At 41.8% G+C, this 14,949-nt stretch carries 14 protein-coding genes; 10 read left to right on the forward strand and 4 right to left on the reverse strand.

The window, feature by feature from the left end:
• Together DI077_RS15490 and DI077_RS15495 are read right to left on the reverse strand one after the other, a co-directional pair.
• Nucleotides 1–732, reverse strand: coding sequence for an ABC transporter permease (locus DI077_RS15490; protein WP_109020962.1), 732 nt, complete (start codon nucleotides 730–732; stop codon nucleotides 1–3).
• Nucleotides 729–1,658, reverse strand: a complete 930-nt coding sequence (locus tag DI077_RS15495) for an ABC transporter ATP-binding protein (protein ID WP_109020961.1) — start codon at nucleotides 1,656–1,658, stop codon at nucleotides 729–731. The genes DI077_RS15490 and DI077_RS15495 overlap by 4 nt, the downstream gene beginning before the upstream one ends.
• A gap of 33 nt (nucleotides 1,659–1,691) precedes the next feature.
• Here DI077_RS15495 and DI077_RS15500 point away from each other — a divergent pair, with 33 nt between their 5' ends.
• Complete coding sequence (locus DI077_RS15500; protein WP_109021167.1) at nucleotides 1,692–3,215, forward strand: PAS domain-containing sensor histidine kinase; 1,524 nt, start codon at nucleotides 1,692–1,694, stop codon at nucleotides 3,213–3,215.
• On the forward strand, nucleotides 3,212–3,613 hold the full coding sequence (locus DI077_RS15505; RefSeq protein WP_109020960.1) for a response regulator: 402 nt from the start codon (nucleotides 3,212–3,214) through the stop codon (nucleotides 3,611–3,613). Before DI077_RS15500 ends, DI077_RS15505 begins: the two co-directional genes overlap by 4 nt.
• A 53-nt stretch (nucleotides 3,614–3,666) precedes the next feature.
• Here DI077_RS15505 and DI077_RS15510 read toward each other — a convergent pair whose 3' ends face one another.
• Nucleotides 3,667–4,659, reverse strand: coding sequence for an adenosine kinase (locus tag DI077_RS15510; protein WP_109021164.1), 993 nt, complete (start codon nucleotides 4,657–4,659; stop codon nucleotides 3,667–3,669).
• 89 nt (nucleotides 4,660–4,748) lie between these two features.
• Here DI077_RS15510 and DI077_RS15515 point away from each other — a divergent pair, with 89 nt between their 5' ends.
• The 4 genes from DI077_RS15515 to DI077_RS15530 all read left to right on the forward strand — a co-directional run bounded on the left by DI077_RS15515 (nucleotide 4,749) and on the right by DI077_RS15530 (nucleotide 9,429).
• A complete protein-coding gene (locus tag DI077_RS15515) occupies nucleotides 4,749–5,237 on the forward strand; it encodes a DUF1564 family protein (protein ID WP_109020959.1) in 489 nt (162 codons plus the stop codon).
• A 76-nt stretch (nucleotides 5,238–5,313) separates the two neighbouring features.
• Nucleotides 5,314–6,963: a 2,3-bisphosphoglycerate-independent phosphoglycerate mutase gene (gpmI, locus tag DI077_RS15520; protein WP_109020958.1), complete on the forward strand. Its 1,650-nt coding sequence runs from the start codon at nucleotides 5,314–5,316 to the stop codon at nucleotides 6,961–6,963.
• 7 nt (nucleotides 6,964–6,970) lie between these two features.
• Complete coding sequence (locus tag DI077_RS15525) at nucleotides 6,971–9,046, forward strand: serine hydrolase domain-containing protein (RefSeq protein ID WP_109020957.1); 2,076 nt, start codon at nucleotides 6,971–6,973, stop codon at nucleotides 9,044–9,046.
• 44 nt (nucleotides 9,047–9,090) lie between these two features.
• Entirely contained in the window at nucleotides 9,091–9,429 is a 339-nt protein-coding gene (locus DI077_RS15530; RefSeq protein ID WP_109020956.1) for an STAS domain-containing protein, read from the forward strand.
• On the opposite strand, the gene DI077_RS15535 is transcribed toward DI077_RS15530, so the two are convergent.
• Nucleotides 9,419–11,815: a SpoIIE family protein phosphatase gene (locus DI077_RS15535; RefSeq protein WP_109020955.1), complete on the reverse strand. Its 2,397-nt coding sequence runs from the start codon at nucleotides 11,813–11,815 to the stop codon at nucleotides 9,419–9,421. The genes DI077_RS15530 and DI077_RS15535 overlap by 11 nt on opposite strands.
• Nucleotides 11,816–11,909: 94 nt before the next feature.
• Here DI077_RS15535 and pgsB point away from each other — a divergent pair, with 94 nt between their 5' ends.
• Genes pgsB through DI077_RS15555 form a run of 4 tightly spaced genes read left to right on the forward strand, consistent with a single transcriptional unit; the run spans nucleotide 11,910 to nucleotide 14,929 of the window.
• Nucleotides 11,910–13,118 carry a poly-gamma-glutamate synthase PgsB gene (gene pgsB, locus DI077_RS15540; protein ID WP_109020954.1) on the forward strand — a complete coding sequence of 403 codons (1,209 nt, stop codon included), beginning with the start codon at nucleotides 11,910–11,912 and terminating at the stop codon, nucleotides 13,116–13,118.
• The gene (pgsC, locus tag DI077_RS15545; protein WP_109020953.1) at nucleotides 13,111–13,569 is read left to right on the forward strand and encodes a poly-gamma-glutamate biosynthesis protein PgsC; all 459 of its coding nucleotides are present in this window, start codon (nucleotides 13,111–13,113) and stop codon (nucleotides 13,567–13,569) included. The genes pgsB and pgsC overlap by 8 nt, the downstream gene beginning before the upstream one ends.
• Nucleotides 13,566–14,699 carry a poly-gamma-glutamate system protein gene (gene pgsW, locus DI077_RS15550; RefSeq protein ID WP_242935243.1) on the forward strand — a complete coding sequence of 378 codons (1,134 nt, stop codon included), beginning with the start codon at nucleotides 13,566–13,568 and terminating at the stop codon, nucleotides 14,697–14,699. The genes pgsC and pgsW overlap by 4 nt, the downstream gene beginning before the upstream one ends.
• Before the next feature lie 50 nt (nucleotides 14,700–14,749).
• Nucleotides 14,750–14,929: a hypothetical protein gene (locus DI077_RS15555; protein WP_109020952.1), complete on the forward strand. Its 180-nt coding sequence runs from the start codon at nucleotides 14,750–14,752 to the stop codon at nucleotides 14,927–14,929.
• The last annotated feature ends 20 nt before the right edge of the window (nucleotides 14,930–14,949 follow it).

The raw sequence follows: 14,949 nt of genomic DNA on the forward strand, positions 1-14,949 counted from the left end.
CTAACCTCTCCATCTTCTGGATTCCAATACCTTTACGGTAAGGTATAAAAAAAGAAGTGATCCCGTAACAAAGAACATAATTCCCGTTAGAGGAAGAACTCCTTTTGAAAAATTGATATAATGGGAAAATATATGCAGATGAAACAGGATTTTCCTAGTTGTTGCTTGGAACAAATGGGAAAAATACCCGACCACCCAAAGCGTAAGGATGATCAACACGGAAATCAAAAGGGAAATCATCTGGTTTTTGGCAATGCTCGAACCGAAAAGACCGATCGAATAAGTAAAAGTTCCTAGCAAAAACACTCCGATCGTGCCGGAAGCAACGATATAAAGAGGGGCCTGCCAATAACTGTAAAGCAGAATCGGAAAAAGCCCGTTGATGAATATCGTAATGATTCCGCAGATTGTAACACCAAACAGAAATTTGCCGAGAACAATGTCCGCATCGGTGATCGGGCTTGTAAAAAGCAATTCCAGAGTTCCTTTGTTTCTTTCTTCTACGATCGAACCCATGGATATGATGATCATCGCAATGAGGATCGTAGTCATAAAGGATATGAAGGTAACAATGGTGGCTTCTTCATAATTTGCTCTTCCGTTGAAGTTCAAAATCATGATAAAGAGCGCATTCAAAAAAGCGGTTCCGCCCAAAACCAAAGGTCCCATATATGTGCCGAAAAATAATTTTAATTCTTTTTTATAAATCCAAACAGCGATTTGCCAATTCATATTTTCTCCATAAAGATTTGTTCCAAAGATACTTCCTGTTTTTTTAAGGATTCGATTTGGATTCCGGAAGCGATTGCCGAAGTGAATAATTTTTCTTTGAAAGATTTAGGCTCGCGTGCTTTGATCAGAAAAACCGTCTCCTCATTCTGAACGCCTAAGTATTGTAAGTTGTCTTCCGGAGAAAGCTGCGAACGAAGGAAATTTTCCAATTCTTCCTTTCCCCTTCCGGAAAGTCCGATTTCCCAACCTGCCACCCGGCTCATTTCCTCTTCCAATTGTTTCAAACTGAGTTGTTGTCTGAGAGAACCTTTGTGTAAAAATAAAAACTTATCACATGTCTTGTAAATTTCGGAAAGGATATGACTGGAAATCAGAACCGTATGTTCTCCCGCCAAACTGCGGATCAGATTTCTGATCTCTACGATTTGTTTCGGATCGAGTCCGGAAATCGGTTCATCCATAATGACAACCGCAGGATTTCCCAGGATGGCTTGAGCGATTCCCACTCTCTTCCTGAATCCGAGGGACAAAGTGCTGATCAAACGGTCTTTTACTTCCGACAAATTTGTTTTTTGAAGAACGCGATCGATTTCACCGTTTAACTTTGATTCTTCTATTTTTTTCAAACGACTTACGAATTTAAGATAATCTTCCACACTCAGATCTTCGTAAAGAGGAGGAGATTCGGGAAGATAACCTATTTTCTGTTTGGCTTCAAGAGGATGCTCGAAAATGGATTTGCCGTCAATTTGCGCATCCCCCGCACTTGGAATCAGATAACCCGTCAAAATACGAAGGGTTGTCGTTTTTCCGGCTCCGTTTAGACCGAGAAGCCCGACGACTTCTCCCTTTTCCAACTTGAAATTCAAGCCTGTAATGGCTCGTTTTTCCCCATAAAATTTAGATAAATTGCTGACTTGAATCATAACTCTGGTTTTATTTTAAGTATATTTGAACGTATGAATGACTTTTACGAAAAAATCAAAGGCTTTTTCAAGGATGAGTCAAGCTTGTTGGAAGCAAAGCAACTTCTTTCGGAAAATTGGGAGAAATTGGCTCCCGATTATCTCAACAAAATTCTGGAAACCATTCGGGACGCCGTCTTTATCTTAGATTCCAATTGGAACTATATTTATCTGAATTCAAAGGCCTTGGAAATGGTCGAACTTTCCCCCGGTCAAATCATAGGGAAAGAAGTCTGGACGGTCTTCCCCGAAGTCAAAGAAAGCGAGCTCGGAGAAAGGATGAGAACTGCAGTTCGGGAACGCAAGAGCATGCAATTCGAACACATTCATGCCTTGGGGGAAAAATGGTATGATCTTCTCGTTCTTCCTTCTCAAGACTTTTTATTCGTTCTCGCCACGGAGATCACCTCACAAAAGAAGGTGGAACGGGGCTACGAAAGCGTAGTTTCCAAAAACCGTGCCATCATCAATTCCATCCCGGACAAACTCTATCGGATTCATAAAGACGGAATCGTAATTGATTACAAAATGTACCCTGATTTTCCGGGGTGGGATATGCCCTCCGGAAATTCGGAGGAACGATTTTCTTCCGTAGAATCTCTTTTTCCCGAGGAAAGTTTAAGTTCTATCCGTAATATGATTTCACAGGTGCTAACCTTGGATCAAACGCAATCAATTGAATATTCCAAAGAGGAATACGACGGGGTCAAGTTTTACGAGGCAAGGATTGCCAAAAGCGGTCCGGAAGAAGTTTTGGCAATCGTTCGTAACATTACGGAAAGAAAGAAAGCGGAACGCTTGAAAAACGAATTTATCAGTTTGGTAAGCCATGAACTTCGTACTCCCCTGACTTCGATTAAAGGTGCCATCGAACTTTTAATCGGCGGAGTAGCGGGAGATTTGTCCAACCAGGCAAAATCGCTATTGAATATTTGCCGCAAAAACACTCTGCGTCTGGTTCGGTTTGTGACGGATCTACTGGATATAGAAGCACTTGATTCGGGAAATATCAATTTTAAATACAAAGCGTTCTTTCTGGAAGATGTGATTCAAGCTTCCGTTGACGGAATGAGAACATTCGCAGAACAATATCATGTTTTGCTTAATTATCAGAAAGATGCGGATTCCATTTCCGTATATGTGGACGAAGATCGGTTGAATCACTGCGTTACCAATCTGATTTCCAATGCGGTCAAATACACTCCAAAGTATTCGGAAGTTATGATCCGAGTCGGCAAAACCGATTTGGGAGCCTATATTCAAGTGATAGACCAAGGTCCGGGAATTGATCCTGATTTTCAACCGAGATTGTTTCACAGATTCGCGCAAGGGACACCCCCCAAAGATAAGTTAGTTGGTGGGACAGGACTGGGATTGTCCATTACCAAGGGATTTATTGAAGTGATGAAAGGATCTATTGATTTTATCACTAGTCCCACGGGAACCTCGTTTACAATTACCTTACCTTTGTATGATTTGAATTCCCTTTCTAAATTCGCAGAAGGACAGAATCAATGAGAACGAACCCGAAACATATCAAAACGGTTTTGATCGTAGAAGATGAAGAAGATATTATTGAAATCCTTCGCATCGCTATTGAATACAATTCCGATTTTAACGTATTCTTTGCAAAAACAGGACCGGAAGGATTGCAAAAAGCAATCATATTGCAACCCGACTTGATCTTGTTAGATGTATTGATGCCGGGAATGAACGGATTGGAATTGATAGAAGAACTGAGAGTATTTCCCGAAACAGCGGGAATTCCTGTTGCTTTCATCACTTCGCGGGTGCAAAAAAACGAAATCCAGGAATACCAAAAAAGAGGGGCGATCGGCGTGATCGAAAAACCATTCGCTCCACTTGAAATCACCGCGAAGATTTATACTTTGTGGAACGAGGCGATAACCAAATAACTTTAATTTGGTGCAGACTCTTTCATAAAGAGCCTCGCACCAAATCGTATCGACTAATAACCTTTTAAAACTTCATCCTGTTTGTTTAGGAGTTTGACAGAAAGTCTGGGCCCTACTTCTTCCACAATCCGGGATGCCACATAGTTCCCCCATCTGGCGGAACGTTTCGGCGTGAATCCATGTGTCAATCCGTAGAGAACACCTGCTGCGAATGCGTCGCCCGCTCCCGTAGTATCCACAGGTTTTACCGGAAATCCGGGAACCAGTTCGATTTTTCCGTCCTGGCAAACGTAAGCACCTTCTTTGCCCGCAGTCATAAATACCAACGGAGATAAAGTCCCGATATAAGCAACCGCTTCCAAAGGATCTTTTTTTCCGCTCAGTGCCAGCCCTTCTTCCGTATTGCAAAAAACCACATCTACATAATCTTTTGTTAGTTGAATGAATTCATCGCGAGTTCGGTTTACACAAAAAGGATCGCTGTATGTAAACGCTACTTTGACCTGGTTGGCTTTTGCTTCTTTCATGGTAAGCTGGCTCGCTTTTTTTGTAGAGTCCCCGTCCCAAAGATAACCTTCCACATAGACAAATTGAGAAGATTTCAAATCTTCCAAATGAATGTCTGAAGGCGAAAGCGAAGTGGAAATACCCAAACAAGTGAGCATGGTTCTCTCCGCATCCGGTGTTGTTAAGACCACACAAGTTCCCGTATGGCCTTCTTTATCAGGAGCTGTCTCAAATCGGACGCCTGCATCCTCCATATCCTTTTTGTAAAATTCACCGTATGTGTCGTGAGTGACTTTTCCCGCATAACAGCAATTTCCACCTGAGTTGGCGATCGCAATCATCGTGTTAGCGGCACTGCCGCCGGATCTGAGTTCTTTTTTGATTTCGTGGAGATCGGCGAGGATTTGTCCTTGTCTCGTTTCATCGACCAGGGTCATTATACCTTTGTCTATTTTTTGTTTATCTAAAAATTTCGGTTCTACGAATGCGATAATATCAACAAGTGCGTTTCCCACACCAAATACGTCATATTTCTTCATGAAAGCTAAATTGAAATCCTTTGGATCTAAGTCCTCTTTTTTTTGAACCAATTGCAGAGAATCTTTAACTCTTCTGACAGAGGAAAAGTATGCAAGAGAATCGTTGGCGGATGGGTGAAGTTCTTGTTTTTGCAGATACTTCCGTTTCCAGTTTGTTGCTATCTGAAATGGGCGCCGGGTTTTATCGCAGGCTTCTTAGAAGAAGTCACGATAGCAGAGATCTATTTTGCCGATTGATCCGTAAACACCGGGAAAGGTTGGTGGTGCATCTGAGTTCGGTGAGACAAAAGAGAAATTTAAGGATTACTTATCAGAGTCATTTGGAAAATGCGGAGAGTTATTATGTGAAGGTGAACTTTCGGCCGGGACATGAGGATTGGGCGGAGATAGGATTGATTGCGGGGAATTTTAGGGTTTCCAGGACTCTGATTGTGAGTTTGATGATATTTTGGGAGATGGAAGGTGAGGGTAAAAAGAGCGTATGTGTTCCTACATTTCAATCGAAGCCCAAAGAGATCATAGTCATCTACCGACTCAAACCCTTCCGATTAACAAGATCCTTCCACCTCCGGCCCTAAACCAAAACCAATCCACATCTTGCGGTTGCAAAATGTAGAATCATTCAGATACTGGAAAAAAATAGGAATCTAATCTATGTTATCTCTCCAAAAACATCCCAATGGACCTCTTGCCAAACAAGTCCTCCTAGTCATTTTAGATGGAGTAGGATTCACCAAACAAGGTGTAAATGACGGAAACGCGGTGGAAGCCGCAAAAATGCCTGTTCTCAAAAACCTTTGGCAAACAAGACCGACACTCCATTTACGGGCACATGGAACCGCCGTGGGAATGCCAAGCGACGAAGATATGGGCAATTCCGAGGTGGGTCATAATGTTCTAGGTTCGGGACGCATTTTCGACCAAGGGGCAAAATTAGTCAGCGCCTCGATTGACTCCAAAGAAATGTTCCAGGGACCTATTTGGAAAAAGATAATCCAAAACGTAAAAACAAACAATTCCACATTACACTTCTTAGGTTTACTATCCGATGGAAATGTTCATAGCCATATAGATCATTTGCGGGCGATGATTGATGTTGCCCAAACGGAAGCAGTTCCCAAAATCAGACTTCATATTTTACTCGATGGTAGGGATGTTCCCGAAAAATCCGCCCTTGATTATCTCACCCCCTTGGAGTCCCATCTAAGCGAACTCAAAAAATCGGGACTGGACATTTCCGTTGCCTCCGGAGGAGGAAGAATGGAAATCACTATGGACCGTTACGAAGCAGATTGGTCAATGGTGGAACGGGGCTGGAAGGTACACGTATTAGGTGAAGGAAGAAAATTTGCTTCTGCTACCGAAGCAATCGAAACGTTCCGCAAAGAAGATCCGAATGTAATCGATCAATACCTTCCTTCCTTTGTTGTTGCGGACCCGACCGGCAAACCGGTCGGGTCTGTGGAAGACGGCGACTCCGTTATCTTTTTTAATTTCAGAGGAGATCGCTCCATTGAAATCTCAAGAGCATTCACGGAAGAAAACTTTGCCCCTTTCAACAGAATCCGATTTCCCAAGATCGAATTTGCAGGCATGATGCAATACGACGGAGATTCATTTATCCCCAAACAATACTTAGTTTCTCCACCGGTCATCGATCGCACAATGGGAGAATATTTGGTGAACGAACATGTAGCTCAGTACGCGATTTCGGAAACGCAAAAATACGGGCATGTTACTTTTTTCTGGAACGGAAATAAATCAGGATACTTCAACCAGGCTCTCGAAACTTACGAAGAAGTGAAATCCGATGTCATTCCTTTTGACCAAAAGCCGGAGATGAAAGCGAAAGAAATCACGGACACTCTCATCCAAGCGATCCAAAGTCACAAATATCCTTTCTTAAGAGTCAATTACGCTAACGGAGATATGGTGGGACATACCGGCAATATGGAAGCAACTGTCAAAGGTTTGGAATACCTGGATTCCTGTATCGACCGTTTGGTAAAAATCTGCAAAGAGTCGGGAACGGTACTTTTTATCACTGCCGATCACGGAAATGCGGATGAAATGTACCAGCTGGACAAAAAAGGACACGCGCAAACTTCCAAAGATGGCAAACCTGTCCCGAAAACCAGCCATACATTGAATCCTGTGCATTTCGTCGTTTTCGATCCGGAATCGAAAATCCAATTCGTAGAACAAGACCCTAACTTCGGTTTAGCGAACATAGCTGCGACCGTATTGGACGTATTGGGATTTGAAGCACCTGTCGGATACCACCAAAGCCTGATCCGAAGGTAGTCTTTCCATGAAGGTTTTTTCTGTTTTAAGTTTCTCTTTTCTTTCCTTATTTTTCATCTCATGCTCCGAAGAGGCAGGATCTCTATCGGAAGCAAAAAAAAAGGAAATCCGAACCAAACTAAGACAGGAAAACTTTCAAGGAGTGGTTCTAGTTGCCAAAGGAAAGGACATTCTATTCAGAGAAACTTTCTATCACAAAAAGGGAAACCAACCGAATCAACTCTACAGAAAACATAGTTTCCCGTTAGGTGAAGTAACAAAACCTTTTACAGCATTTGCACTCAAAGTTCTTCTCAGAGAGAAAAAAATCAAAGAGTCCGATCCTGTAGTCAAATATCTTTCCTGGTTTCCTTATAAAGAAATCACGATTGAAAATTTGCTCAAACATACGAGCGGACTTCCCCGATTCATAGAAATCGATTCCCATTTTGATTCCAAACCGGAAGCTCAAAAAAGAAGTCAGGTTCGTAATAGTTTTACCTCTTCCGTCTTACTACCTTCCTTTCTCCCAGGAGAATATTGGAAGTATACAAGACTCGATTATTTTATATTAGGCTATCTGATTGAGGCACTTTCTGAAAAATCATATTCAGATTATATCAAAGAAACCATTTTAAAACCCTTGAATATGAATCATTCCTACGTGGATGTTCATGATCCGTTTCTGGGAAATAGCGGAATTTATTCCAATCCGGAAGATCTTGTTCTTTGGAAAGAAGAGTTATTACATCCGAGTCTATTACCCAAAAAAGAAGTGGAAAAACTTTTTCAAAAAACCATCCTACAGGATTCCATTTCGCAAGATTCTATTTTCTTCGGAGAAGGGATGTATGTAGGAGAGTATTTTCATTGGGCCTATGGAAAGGCAAAAGGAATCGCCAATCTATTTTATCAAGATAGGAAAAGCGATATATTGATATCGATTGTAAATCCCTGGGGAGGTACCAAGGGAGATTTGTCCTTTTATAAATCCATTCTCACCGAATCTCTATTTGGCGGAAAAAAACTAAAACTGAGAGACGTTCCCAAAAACCAAATGGAAGTGGATTTGGAAACTTTGATGAAAGAAAACAAAGTGCCTGCTGTCGGTGTCGCAGTTTATAAAAATTACAAATTGGTTTGGAAAAAAAACTACGGTGTCCGTAATTTAAAAACTTCTACCAAAGTGACGGACAATACTTTATTTCGCGCTGGCTCCCTTTCCAAAACAGTCACTGCAGTTACGGCAGTGAAATTGGCCGAAGAAGGAAAACTGAATCTGTATTCCAATTGGAATCAAAAACTACTGAAATTTCATATCAGCCTAAAGAAAAAAGAAAAAGGCGCATTTGTTAATCTGGACAGTCTGCTCTCTCATACGAGCGGACTCACGGAAAAAGGAAATTGGGATGATCCGATCAACCAAAACAAAAAGCACCTAACAGATATTCAGGATTCCTTCTCTCCGAAACCCGGCCACGGTCTGGAAATATACTACAAACCGGGATCTAAATCCCGTTATTCGGGAGCGGGTTATAGCGTCATCCAGGAAGCAATCGTAGAAGCGACAAAACTTTCCTTTCCTAAAGTAATCACTAAATATGTAGGAAAACCCTTAGGTTGGAAACGAAGCAGCTTTCGTCAAAATCTTACCGAAGCGGACGATCACTGCGAAGGTCATGATGAAAAGGGGGAAATTCTGGAAGAAAAAAAATTCGTCACCCCCGAACTGGCCGCAGGGGGACTCTGGACCACTCCCGAAGAGATTGGAAACGTATTTGCGGAAGTGGCGCTCGCCACCAAAGGCGGGTCGTCTCTTATTTCCGAATCTTCTGCAAAATACCTGCTCACTCCGAAAATGAGTGCTGCGAACCTGACAGTGCACGCCCTCGTGGGCAGGGGCTTTTTCATCAATCAATCCGGACCTTCCGAGTATTTTTTCCATGGTGGCCATACAAAGGGACATAAGTCGCTGGCATTTTTCAACGCGGGCAAGGGATATGGGATCGTAATTATGACCAATTCGGAAAATGGCTCCGGTCTTATCTGGAGAATCCTCGGGGCTGTTTCCGCTCAAGAAAAATGGGATAAATTCGTAAATTAATCTGATTGACCAATGTCAAAAATTGATTATCCTCTAAGCGTTTAATGGAATACACTGAGTCAAAGACAAATGACATTATAGTTCTGAAACTTTTCGGAAACTTAGATATGTTAAATGCCGGAATCCTGAAGGAAAGAATCAGGGAGTCTTTTGCTCAAAACGAGTTCAAATTCATATTTGATCTGGAAGGAGTGAACTTCATCGACTCTTCCGGTTTCGGGCTGATCATGTCGCTCAACGACAAACTTGCCGAATCAGGCGGAGGGCTTAGGATCGCAAATGTATCCAAAACCATCCAACAAATTTTCCGTATCTCTAAAATCTCTTCCGTGATTTTGATTTTTGAATCTCTGGACGAAGCACTTTCTTCTTTTAAGAAGTAAACGCACCTACCATCTTTTTCCAAAAATTCCGCAGTTTCGCTACTTTGGCATTTCCCGGAGAATTTTCCTCCATCGTTTCCAATAAGACTCCCGCCTTGTCCGTATTTTTCATATGCATCAGAATTTCAGTTAACAAAAGTAAGTTTTTAAAATTTTTGGGATCGCGGAGTCTGAGTCTTTCCGAAAAATCACAAGCTTGTTCATAGTTTCTTTTTTGTTTATAAGCAAACGCGATGTAAAAAAGAAAATCAGTATCCTGCGGATTGGTCTTTAGATATTTTTCCGCATGAACAATCGCTTCTTCATATCTTTCCGATTTGATATATAGCTTGGAAAGTTCCCGCAAACAGTAAGGATCTTCCGATTCGGATTCCAAAGCCAACTCAAGAGAAATGATCGCATTTTCCCAATTTCCATCCCGATAAGATTGAATTCCTTCATTTAATTTAACATAGTATTCTTTTTGTTTGGTGGTAGTCGTCGATCGATCCGTTTTTTCTTCCAAAAAGGAAATCCGAAGCAAACTGAAATCATCCGTGAACTCTCCTGTTTCCAGGATTGCTTCTTCGATTTGATACAAATCCCCTTCCCCTTCTTCGACACGTTTGAGAAATAAAGTTTCATCATCATTAATTACACGCGATTCTTCATCTTCACTGATCAGAATATCATCCCTTCCATCCGAACCGATGATCACAACATCCCCCGGCTTCAAAGGAAAAACCTGGATGGAAACTTCTTCTCCGTTCATCTCGGTAAATCCGATCTTACGAAGAGAATGTTCCTGATCCAAAAACCCTGCGATTCCATCACGATACAAAACCAACCACGGATGTTCCGCATTGATAAAATACAATGTCCCTGTCTCTTCATCAACTAGTCCCATAACAGCTGATAGCAGCATATGTCCGTCGAAACTGATAAAAACATTATGCACTTCCTGAAAACATTCTTTCAGCCATCTCTCTGGATGACGGTCTTGCATATATTTCAGTTTTTGGGTTCTGGTCACAATCGACTTGAAAACTGTTCCCATCACAAGAGCGCCTCCGGCACCTTGAATGGATTTTCCCATAGCATCCGCATTTAAGAAGACGGTGTATTTTTTTCCGAGAAGAAGAATCGTATCCGTCGCGGTAAGATCTCCTCCGATTTCCGATTTTCTGTTTCGGAAGCTGAATTCTTTTTTTTGCCTCTCCAGGATGGAAACAGAAACCGTCTCCGATTTTGCAAAAGCACCTCGCAAAGGTTTGATGAGAAGCGAGGTAAGAAAATAATCCCCATCCTGTTTTTCCTTCAGTTTTTGAACTTCTTCCAAAGTTTCATTCAACTCGTGAGTTCTTTGTTCCACCAAATCTTCCAAATTGTTTTGATGAACATGCAGCTCTTCTTTCATTTCTACAAACACTCTTCCCATCTGTCCGATCTCGTCTTTGCGTTTTGTAGGAAGTGTTTCCGGTTTCCAATTTTCAATATCGTTCATTGCATTGGTGAGCAATTTGATGGCTTCCACCATATCTTGGGAAAATAAAAACGAAGTTACGAAGATGATTCCGAATAACAAGAATGATGCGATTGTAAAAAAGGACCAAATTTTGAATGTTTTGGATTCCACTTCGTTTTCATCGATCATCACGTTGAATTCCAGATTTTGAAGAGTGTTTTCCTTTCCGGTATAAGGAATCTTAACTATATAATAAGGTTTGTCCTTAAAATGAAATCTTTGGTTGTTTTCCAAAAGTTTGGGATCTTCTTTGATCACCGAACGAATGATATCCGAGCCGATCGTCTTTACCCTACCTTCCTGAAGAATGGCAAGATGAATTCTATTGTCTTTGGAAATGGTTTTTGTAAACTTATCGTCCACCACTTGACCGATGAGGATCGTGCCTCTCCCCATCAAGGGAGCTGCAAGACGAAAGCCTAACCCGCTATGTCCGTCTTCCAGGCTTGCCGCCCACTGTCCCTGCAATGCTTTCTGAATGATCGGCTGATTTTTTTTATCGTCTCCGAAATCCTTCGGCCTGTGAAAACGAAAAAGCACCTTGCCGTTTGCATCCCCGATTTCAAATAGGGAAAGCCCGTAACGGTTCATGATTTTTTGAAAATAACCGAGCTCCGAAAAAAATATGTTTCGATTGTTCAATCCCCTTTCTAAAATTCCTTTCGTAGTAGGATTGATCGTAATTTCTTCCAATAAAAGCCGCAATTTTTCTTCTTTAAAATCCAGTTCCCTTTGGAAGTTTCGGGATAAGTCTTCCGCCCTTTGCGTTTGCGGTATATTCTTTACAGCTTGTAATAGGTAGGCAAAACTTGTAGTGAGTGCCAAAACCAATATGATTTGACTGACACTCAGGATGAGTAAAAATTTATAACGAATGCTCATAAGATTTCATGTCCAAACTAAACCTTAACCTTTTCGTATTTCAATCTGATGACATTCTCTTAAACGAATCGTGTAATCCGGCGTACTAATACAAATGAAATCCAATACGTTTCTATTTTTTGTACTAATTTCCCTACTCCTTTTCTATTATCTCATCGAACTTTTGATTCATCGGGGCACATTATCGGGTTTTCGAAATAGAATCCATGTCAACGGAACCAGAGGAAAATCCAGTATAACAAGACTTATACGTGCAGGACTTGCCGCAAGTGGAGAGAGGGTTTTTGCAAAAACCACAGGCACTTTGGCGAGAATGATATTGCCCGATGGAACGGAAAGAGCGGTGCATCGTTTCGGCAGACCCTCCATCCTGGAACAAATTTCCATCCTGAAGGCCGCAAAAAAGGAAAAAGCGACTTCCATCGTCATCGAATGTATGGCTTTGGAACCGCGTTACCAATGGGCCAGCGAAGGAATGATTTTAAAATCCACAATCGGAGTGATCTCCAATATCAGAGAAGATCATCTGGATGTAATGGGACCTAACTTGGATGATGTGGCGCTAGCGCTAGCTTCCACGGTTCCCATTGGAGGTAAATTGATTACCGGAGAAACCAAATTCAAAAAAATCATCGGGGAAGTTTGCAAAGACAGAAATACCGATTGGATCGAAGTGAGTGAAAATTCTCCAAAGGATTCTTTGATCACGGATGCGGAGATTGCAAAATTTTCCTATTGGGAACATAAGGAGAACGTTTCCATCGCGCTGAAGGTTTGCTTGGAATTAGGTGTTAGTCGAAACATTGCCCTTCAAGGAATGATCCATTCGGAACCTGATCCGGGTGCCCTCACTGTTTTACCGATTCAGTTTTTCGGAAAAGACATACTGTTCGTCAACGCAATGGCTGCCAATGATACGGAAAGTACCAGAATGATTTGGAACGAAGCGAAAAAACGGTATTCGAAGGATCGTTCCGGATTTTTACTTTTCCATTGCAGAGAAGACCGACTGGAAAGAAGCAAATTACTGGCCCAAGAGATCGCAAAGTGGGCGGATGTGAATGCCATCTTTCTCATCGGAACGGGAACGAAATACGCGATGCATTACCTGAAGAAAGAATGTAAGGAAGGAATGCGCGTTTTCAATTGGGAAGATTATAATATAGATTTGATTTTTGAATCTCTTGTGGCACAAATGAAACCGAGATCCTTTGTCTTGGGACTCGGAAATATTGCCGGAATGGGACTTGAGCTCACTCAGTATCTGAAAAACAGGGCAAAGATAGACAATAGAAATGAATGATATTTTATCTCTCTCCATAGGACTCAGTCTTGTCATAAGTCTGGTCTTTTCCGAATTTTTCGGAATTGTAGGAACAGGACTTGTCGTTCCGGGTTATATCGCCCTCAACCTGAACCATCCCAAAAACCTCGCGATTACATTTTTAATTGCACTGTTTGCTTATCTAACGGTGGAACTACTTTCTTTTCTATTCATTTTATTCGGAAAAAGAAAGACCGTACTCATTCTGTTATTTGGTTATTTTTACGGGTATCTTTTCAATTTTCAGATTCTACCCGATATAGAAACTCCTCTTCTTTCCGATGTAAGAAGCATCGGATTCATCATCCCCGGTCTGATAGGAATCTGGTTCGAAAGGCAAGGTGTAATTGAAACCACGTCCGTTCTGGTGATCGCATCCATCATGGTGAAAATGTTACTGATTCTTTCCATAGGTTCCGAATTTTTATGATCACGCGCATCTACTGGAATTTTTGGAAACATTCGAGCATTGCCATCGCACTCTTGGCGTTATTCGCGGTTTTGGGATTGGTAGCGACGGAATCCTTTAAAGTAAAAAAGGAACAACCTTATTTTAAAAAGAAAATCCATGCGGCAAAATTGGCGGAACGAGCTTTTCAGGTTTTACGCTCGGATCTATTGAAGAAGAAAAAACCGGATTATAAGGATTGGGACCCGGCTAACACCGGTCTTATCGGCGAGTTCTTAAGTCCGGTTACGAGCAACACCGGATCCCTTTCTTCCAAACAAACGTCCGTAAATCCGAACTTTGCGGCAGTGATTTTGCATTTATTGAAAAGGGCAAAATTGGAAGAAGGAGATACTATCGCAGTTGCAGTTTCAGGATCTTTTCCTGCGATGAACGTTTGTTTGTTTGCAGCATTGGAAACACTCAAATTAAAACCGATGATCATCGCAAGCACTTCCGCTTCCCAATTCGGCGCCAACCATCCTCAGATGTTGTGGCTGGACATGGAAAGAATACTCTCCGAGGAATCCGTTTTCTCCATAAAATCGACACATGCCTCTCTCGGAGGCACCCAGGACAAAGCGATAGGAATGTCCAAAGAAGGGAAGGACTACCTCTTAACGGGAATTAAACGGAATAAGGTGGCCTACATCGATCCGCTCAGCTTCGAAGATTCAATCAGACAAAGAATGGATCTTTATCAAAAACTTGCCGCAGGAAAACAAATCAAAGCATTTATCAATATAGGTGGAGGCACTACCGTTCTCGGAACAAGCCTCGGCAAACAGGTGTTCAAGAGCGGGCTCATCACACAGTTACCCGACGACATCAATCCTCCCGATTCAGTAATCAAAGAATTTTTACAAAGAGACATCCCGGTCATCAATGTCATCCAAGTGGAATCTCTTGCCCGCAAATTCGGTTTACCCATTGCACCGAAAAAAACACCGAAACCGGGAGAAGGAAAAGTGTTCATCCAGGAAGAATACAATCCCTGGTTGTGTATAGGAATCCTGGTATTTCTTTCCATGGGAATGTATGGAATCACCAAATTGGGATGGGGCGGAAACCAAACCGACTTCCAATTGCCGGAAACCATCCGACGCAAATAAATCTTCGGAAAACGCTTGCACCTCTTCCGTCTAAGGATTAGGATAAAATCGTGATCAAAATCATCATACTTTCCCTTCTCTTGTTTTATGTGTTCCGAATCCTTTCCCGATTCTTCAGTTTTTCGGCACATGTGAAACAAGAACAAATCCGATACAAAACGGAAGGTCCCGGACAAGGCTTTCGTAAGGAAAAAGATATCTCCGAAAAAGGAAGGATTTTGGAAGATTAACCCGATTTCTTTTTTCTAAA

The organism is Leptospira kobayashii (assembly GCF_003114835.2).
Classification (GTDB): domain Bacteria; phylum Spirochaetota; class Leptospiria; order Leptospirales; family Leptospiraceae; genus Leptospira_A; species Leptospira_A kobayashii.

Excerpts from the sequence above, each read along its gene's own strand:
- DI077_RS15490 (WP_109020962.1), bottom strand. The coding sequence starts at position 732 with ATGAATTGGCAAATCGCTGTTTGGATTTATAAAAAAGAATTAAAATTA.
- DI077_RS15495 (WP_109020961.1), bottom strand. The coding sequence starts at position 1,658 with ATGATTCAAGTCAGCAATTTATCTAAATTTTATGGGGAAAAACGAGCC.
- DI077_RS15500 (WP_109021167.1), top strand. The coding sequence starts at position 1,692 with ATGAATGACTTTTACGAAAAAATCAAAGGCTTTTTCAAGGATGAGTCA.
- DI077_RS15505 (WP_109020960.1), top strand. The coding sequence starts at position 3,212 with ATGAGAACGAACCCGAAACATATCAAAACGGTTTTGATCGTAGAAGAT.
- DI077_RS15510 (WP_109021164.1), bottom strand. The coding sequence starts at position 4,659 with ATGAAGAAATATGACGTATTTGGTGTGGGAAACGCACTTGTTGATATT.
- DI077_RS15515 (WP_109020959.1), top strand. The coding sequence starts at position 4,749 with ATGCAAGAGAATCGTTGGCGGATGGGTGAAGTTCTTGTTTTTGCAGAT.
- gpmI (WP_109020958.1), top strand. The coding sequence starts at position 5,314 with ATGTTATCTCTCCAAAAACATCCCAATGGACCTCTTGCCAAACAAGTC.
- DI077_RS15525 (WP_109020957.1), top strand. The coding sequence starts at position 6,971 with ATGAAGGTTTTTTCTGTTTTAAGTTTCTCTTTTCTTTCCTTATTTTTC.
- DI077_RS15530 (WP_109020956.1), top strand. The coding sequence starts at position 9,091 with ATGGAATACACTGAGTCAAAGACAAATGACATTATAGTTCTGAAACTT.
- DI077_RS15535 (WP_109020955.1), bottom strand. The coding sequence starts at position 11,815 with ATGAGCATTCGTTATAAATTTTTACTCATCCTGAGTGTCAGTCAAATC.
- pgsB (WP_109020954.1), top strand. The coding sequence starts at position 11,910 with ATGAAATCCAATACGTTTCTATTTTTTGTACTAATTTCCCTACTCCTT.
- pgsC (WP_109020953.1), top strand. The coding sequence starts at position 13,111 with ATGAATGATATTTTATCTCTCTCCATAGGACTCAGTCTTGTCATAAGT.
- pgsW (WP_242935243.1), top strand. The coding sequence starts at position 13,566 with ATGATCACGCGCATCTACTGGAATTTTTGGAAACATTCGAGCATTGCC.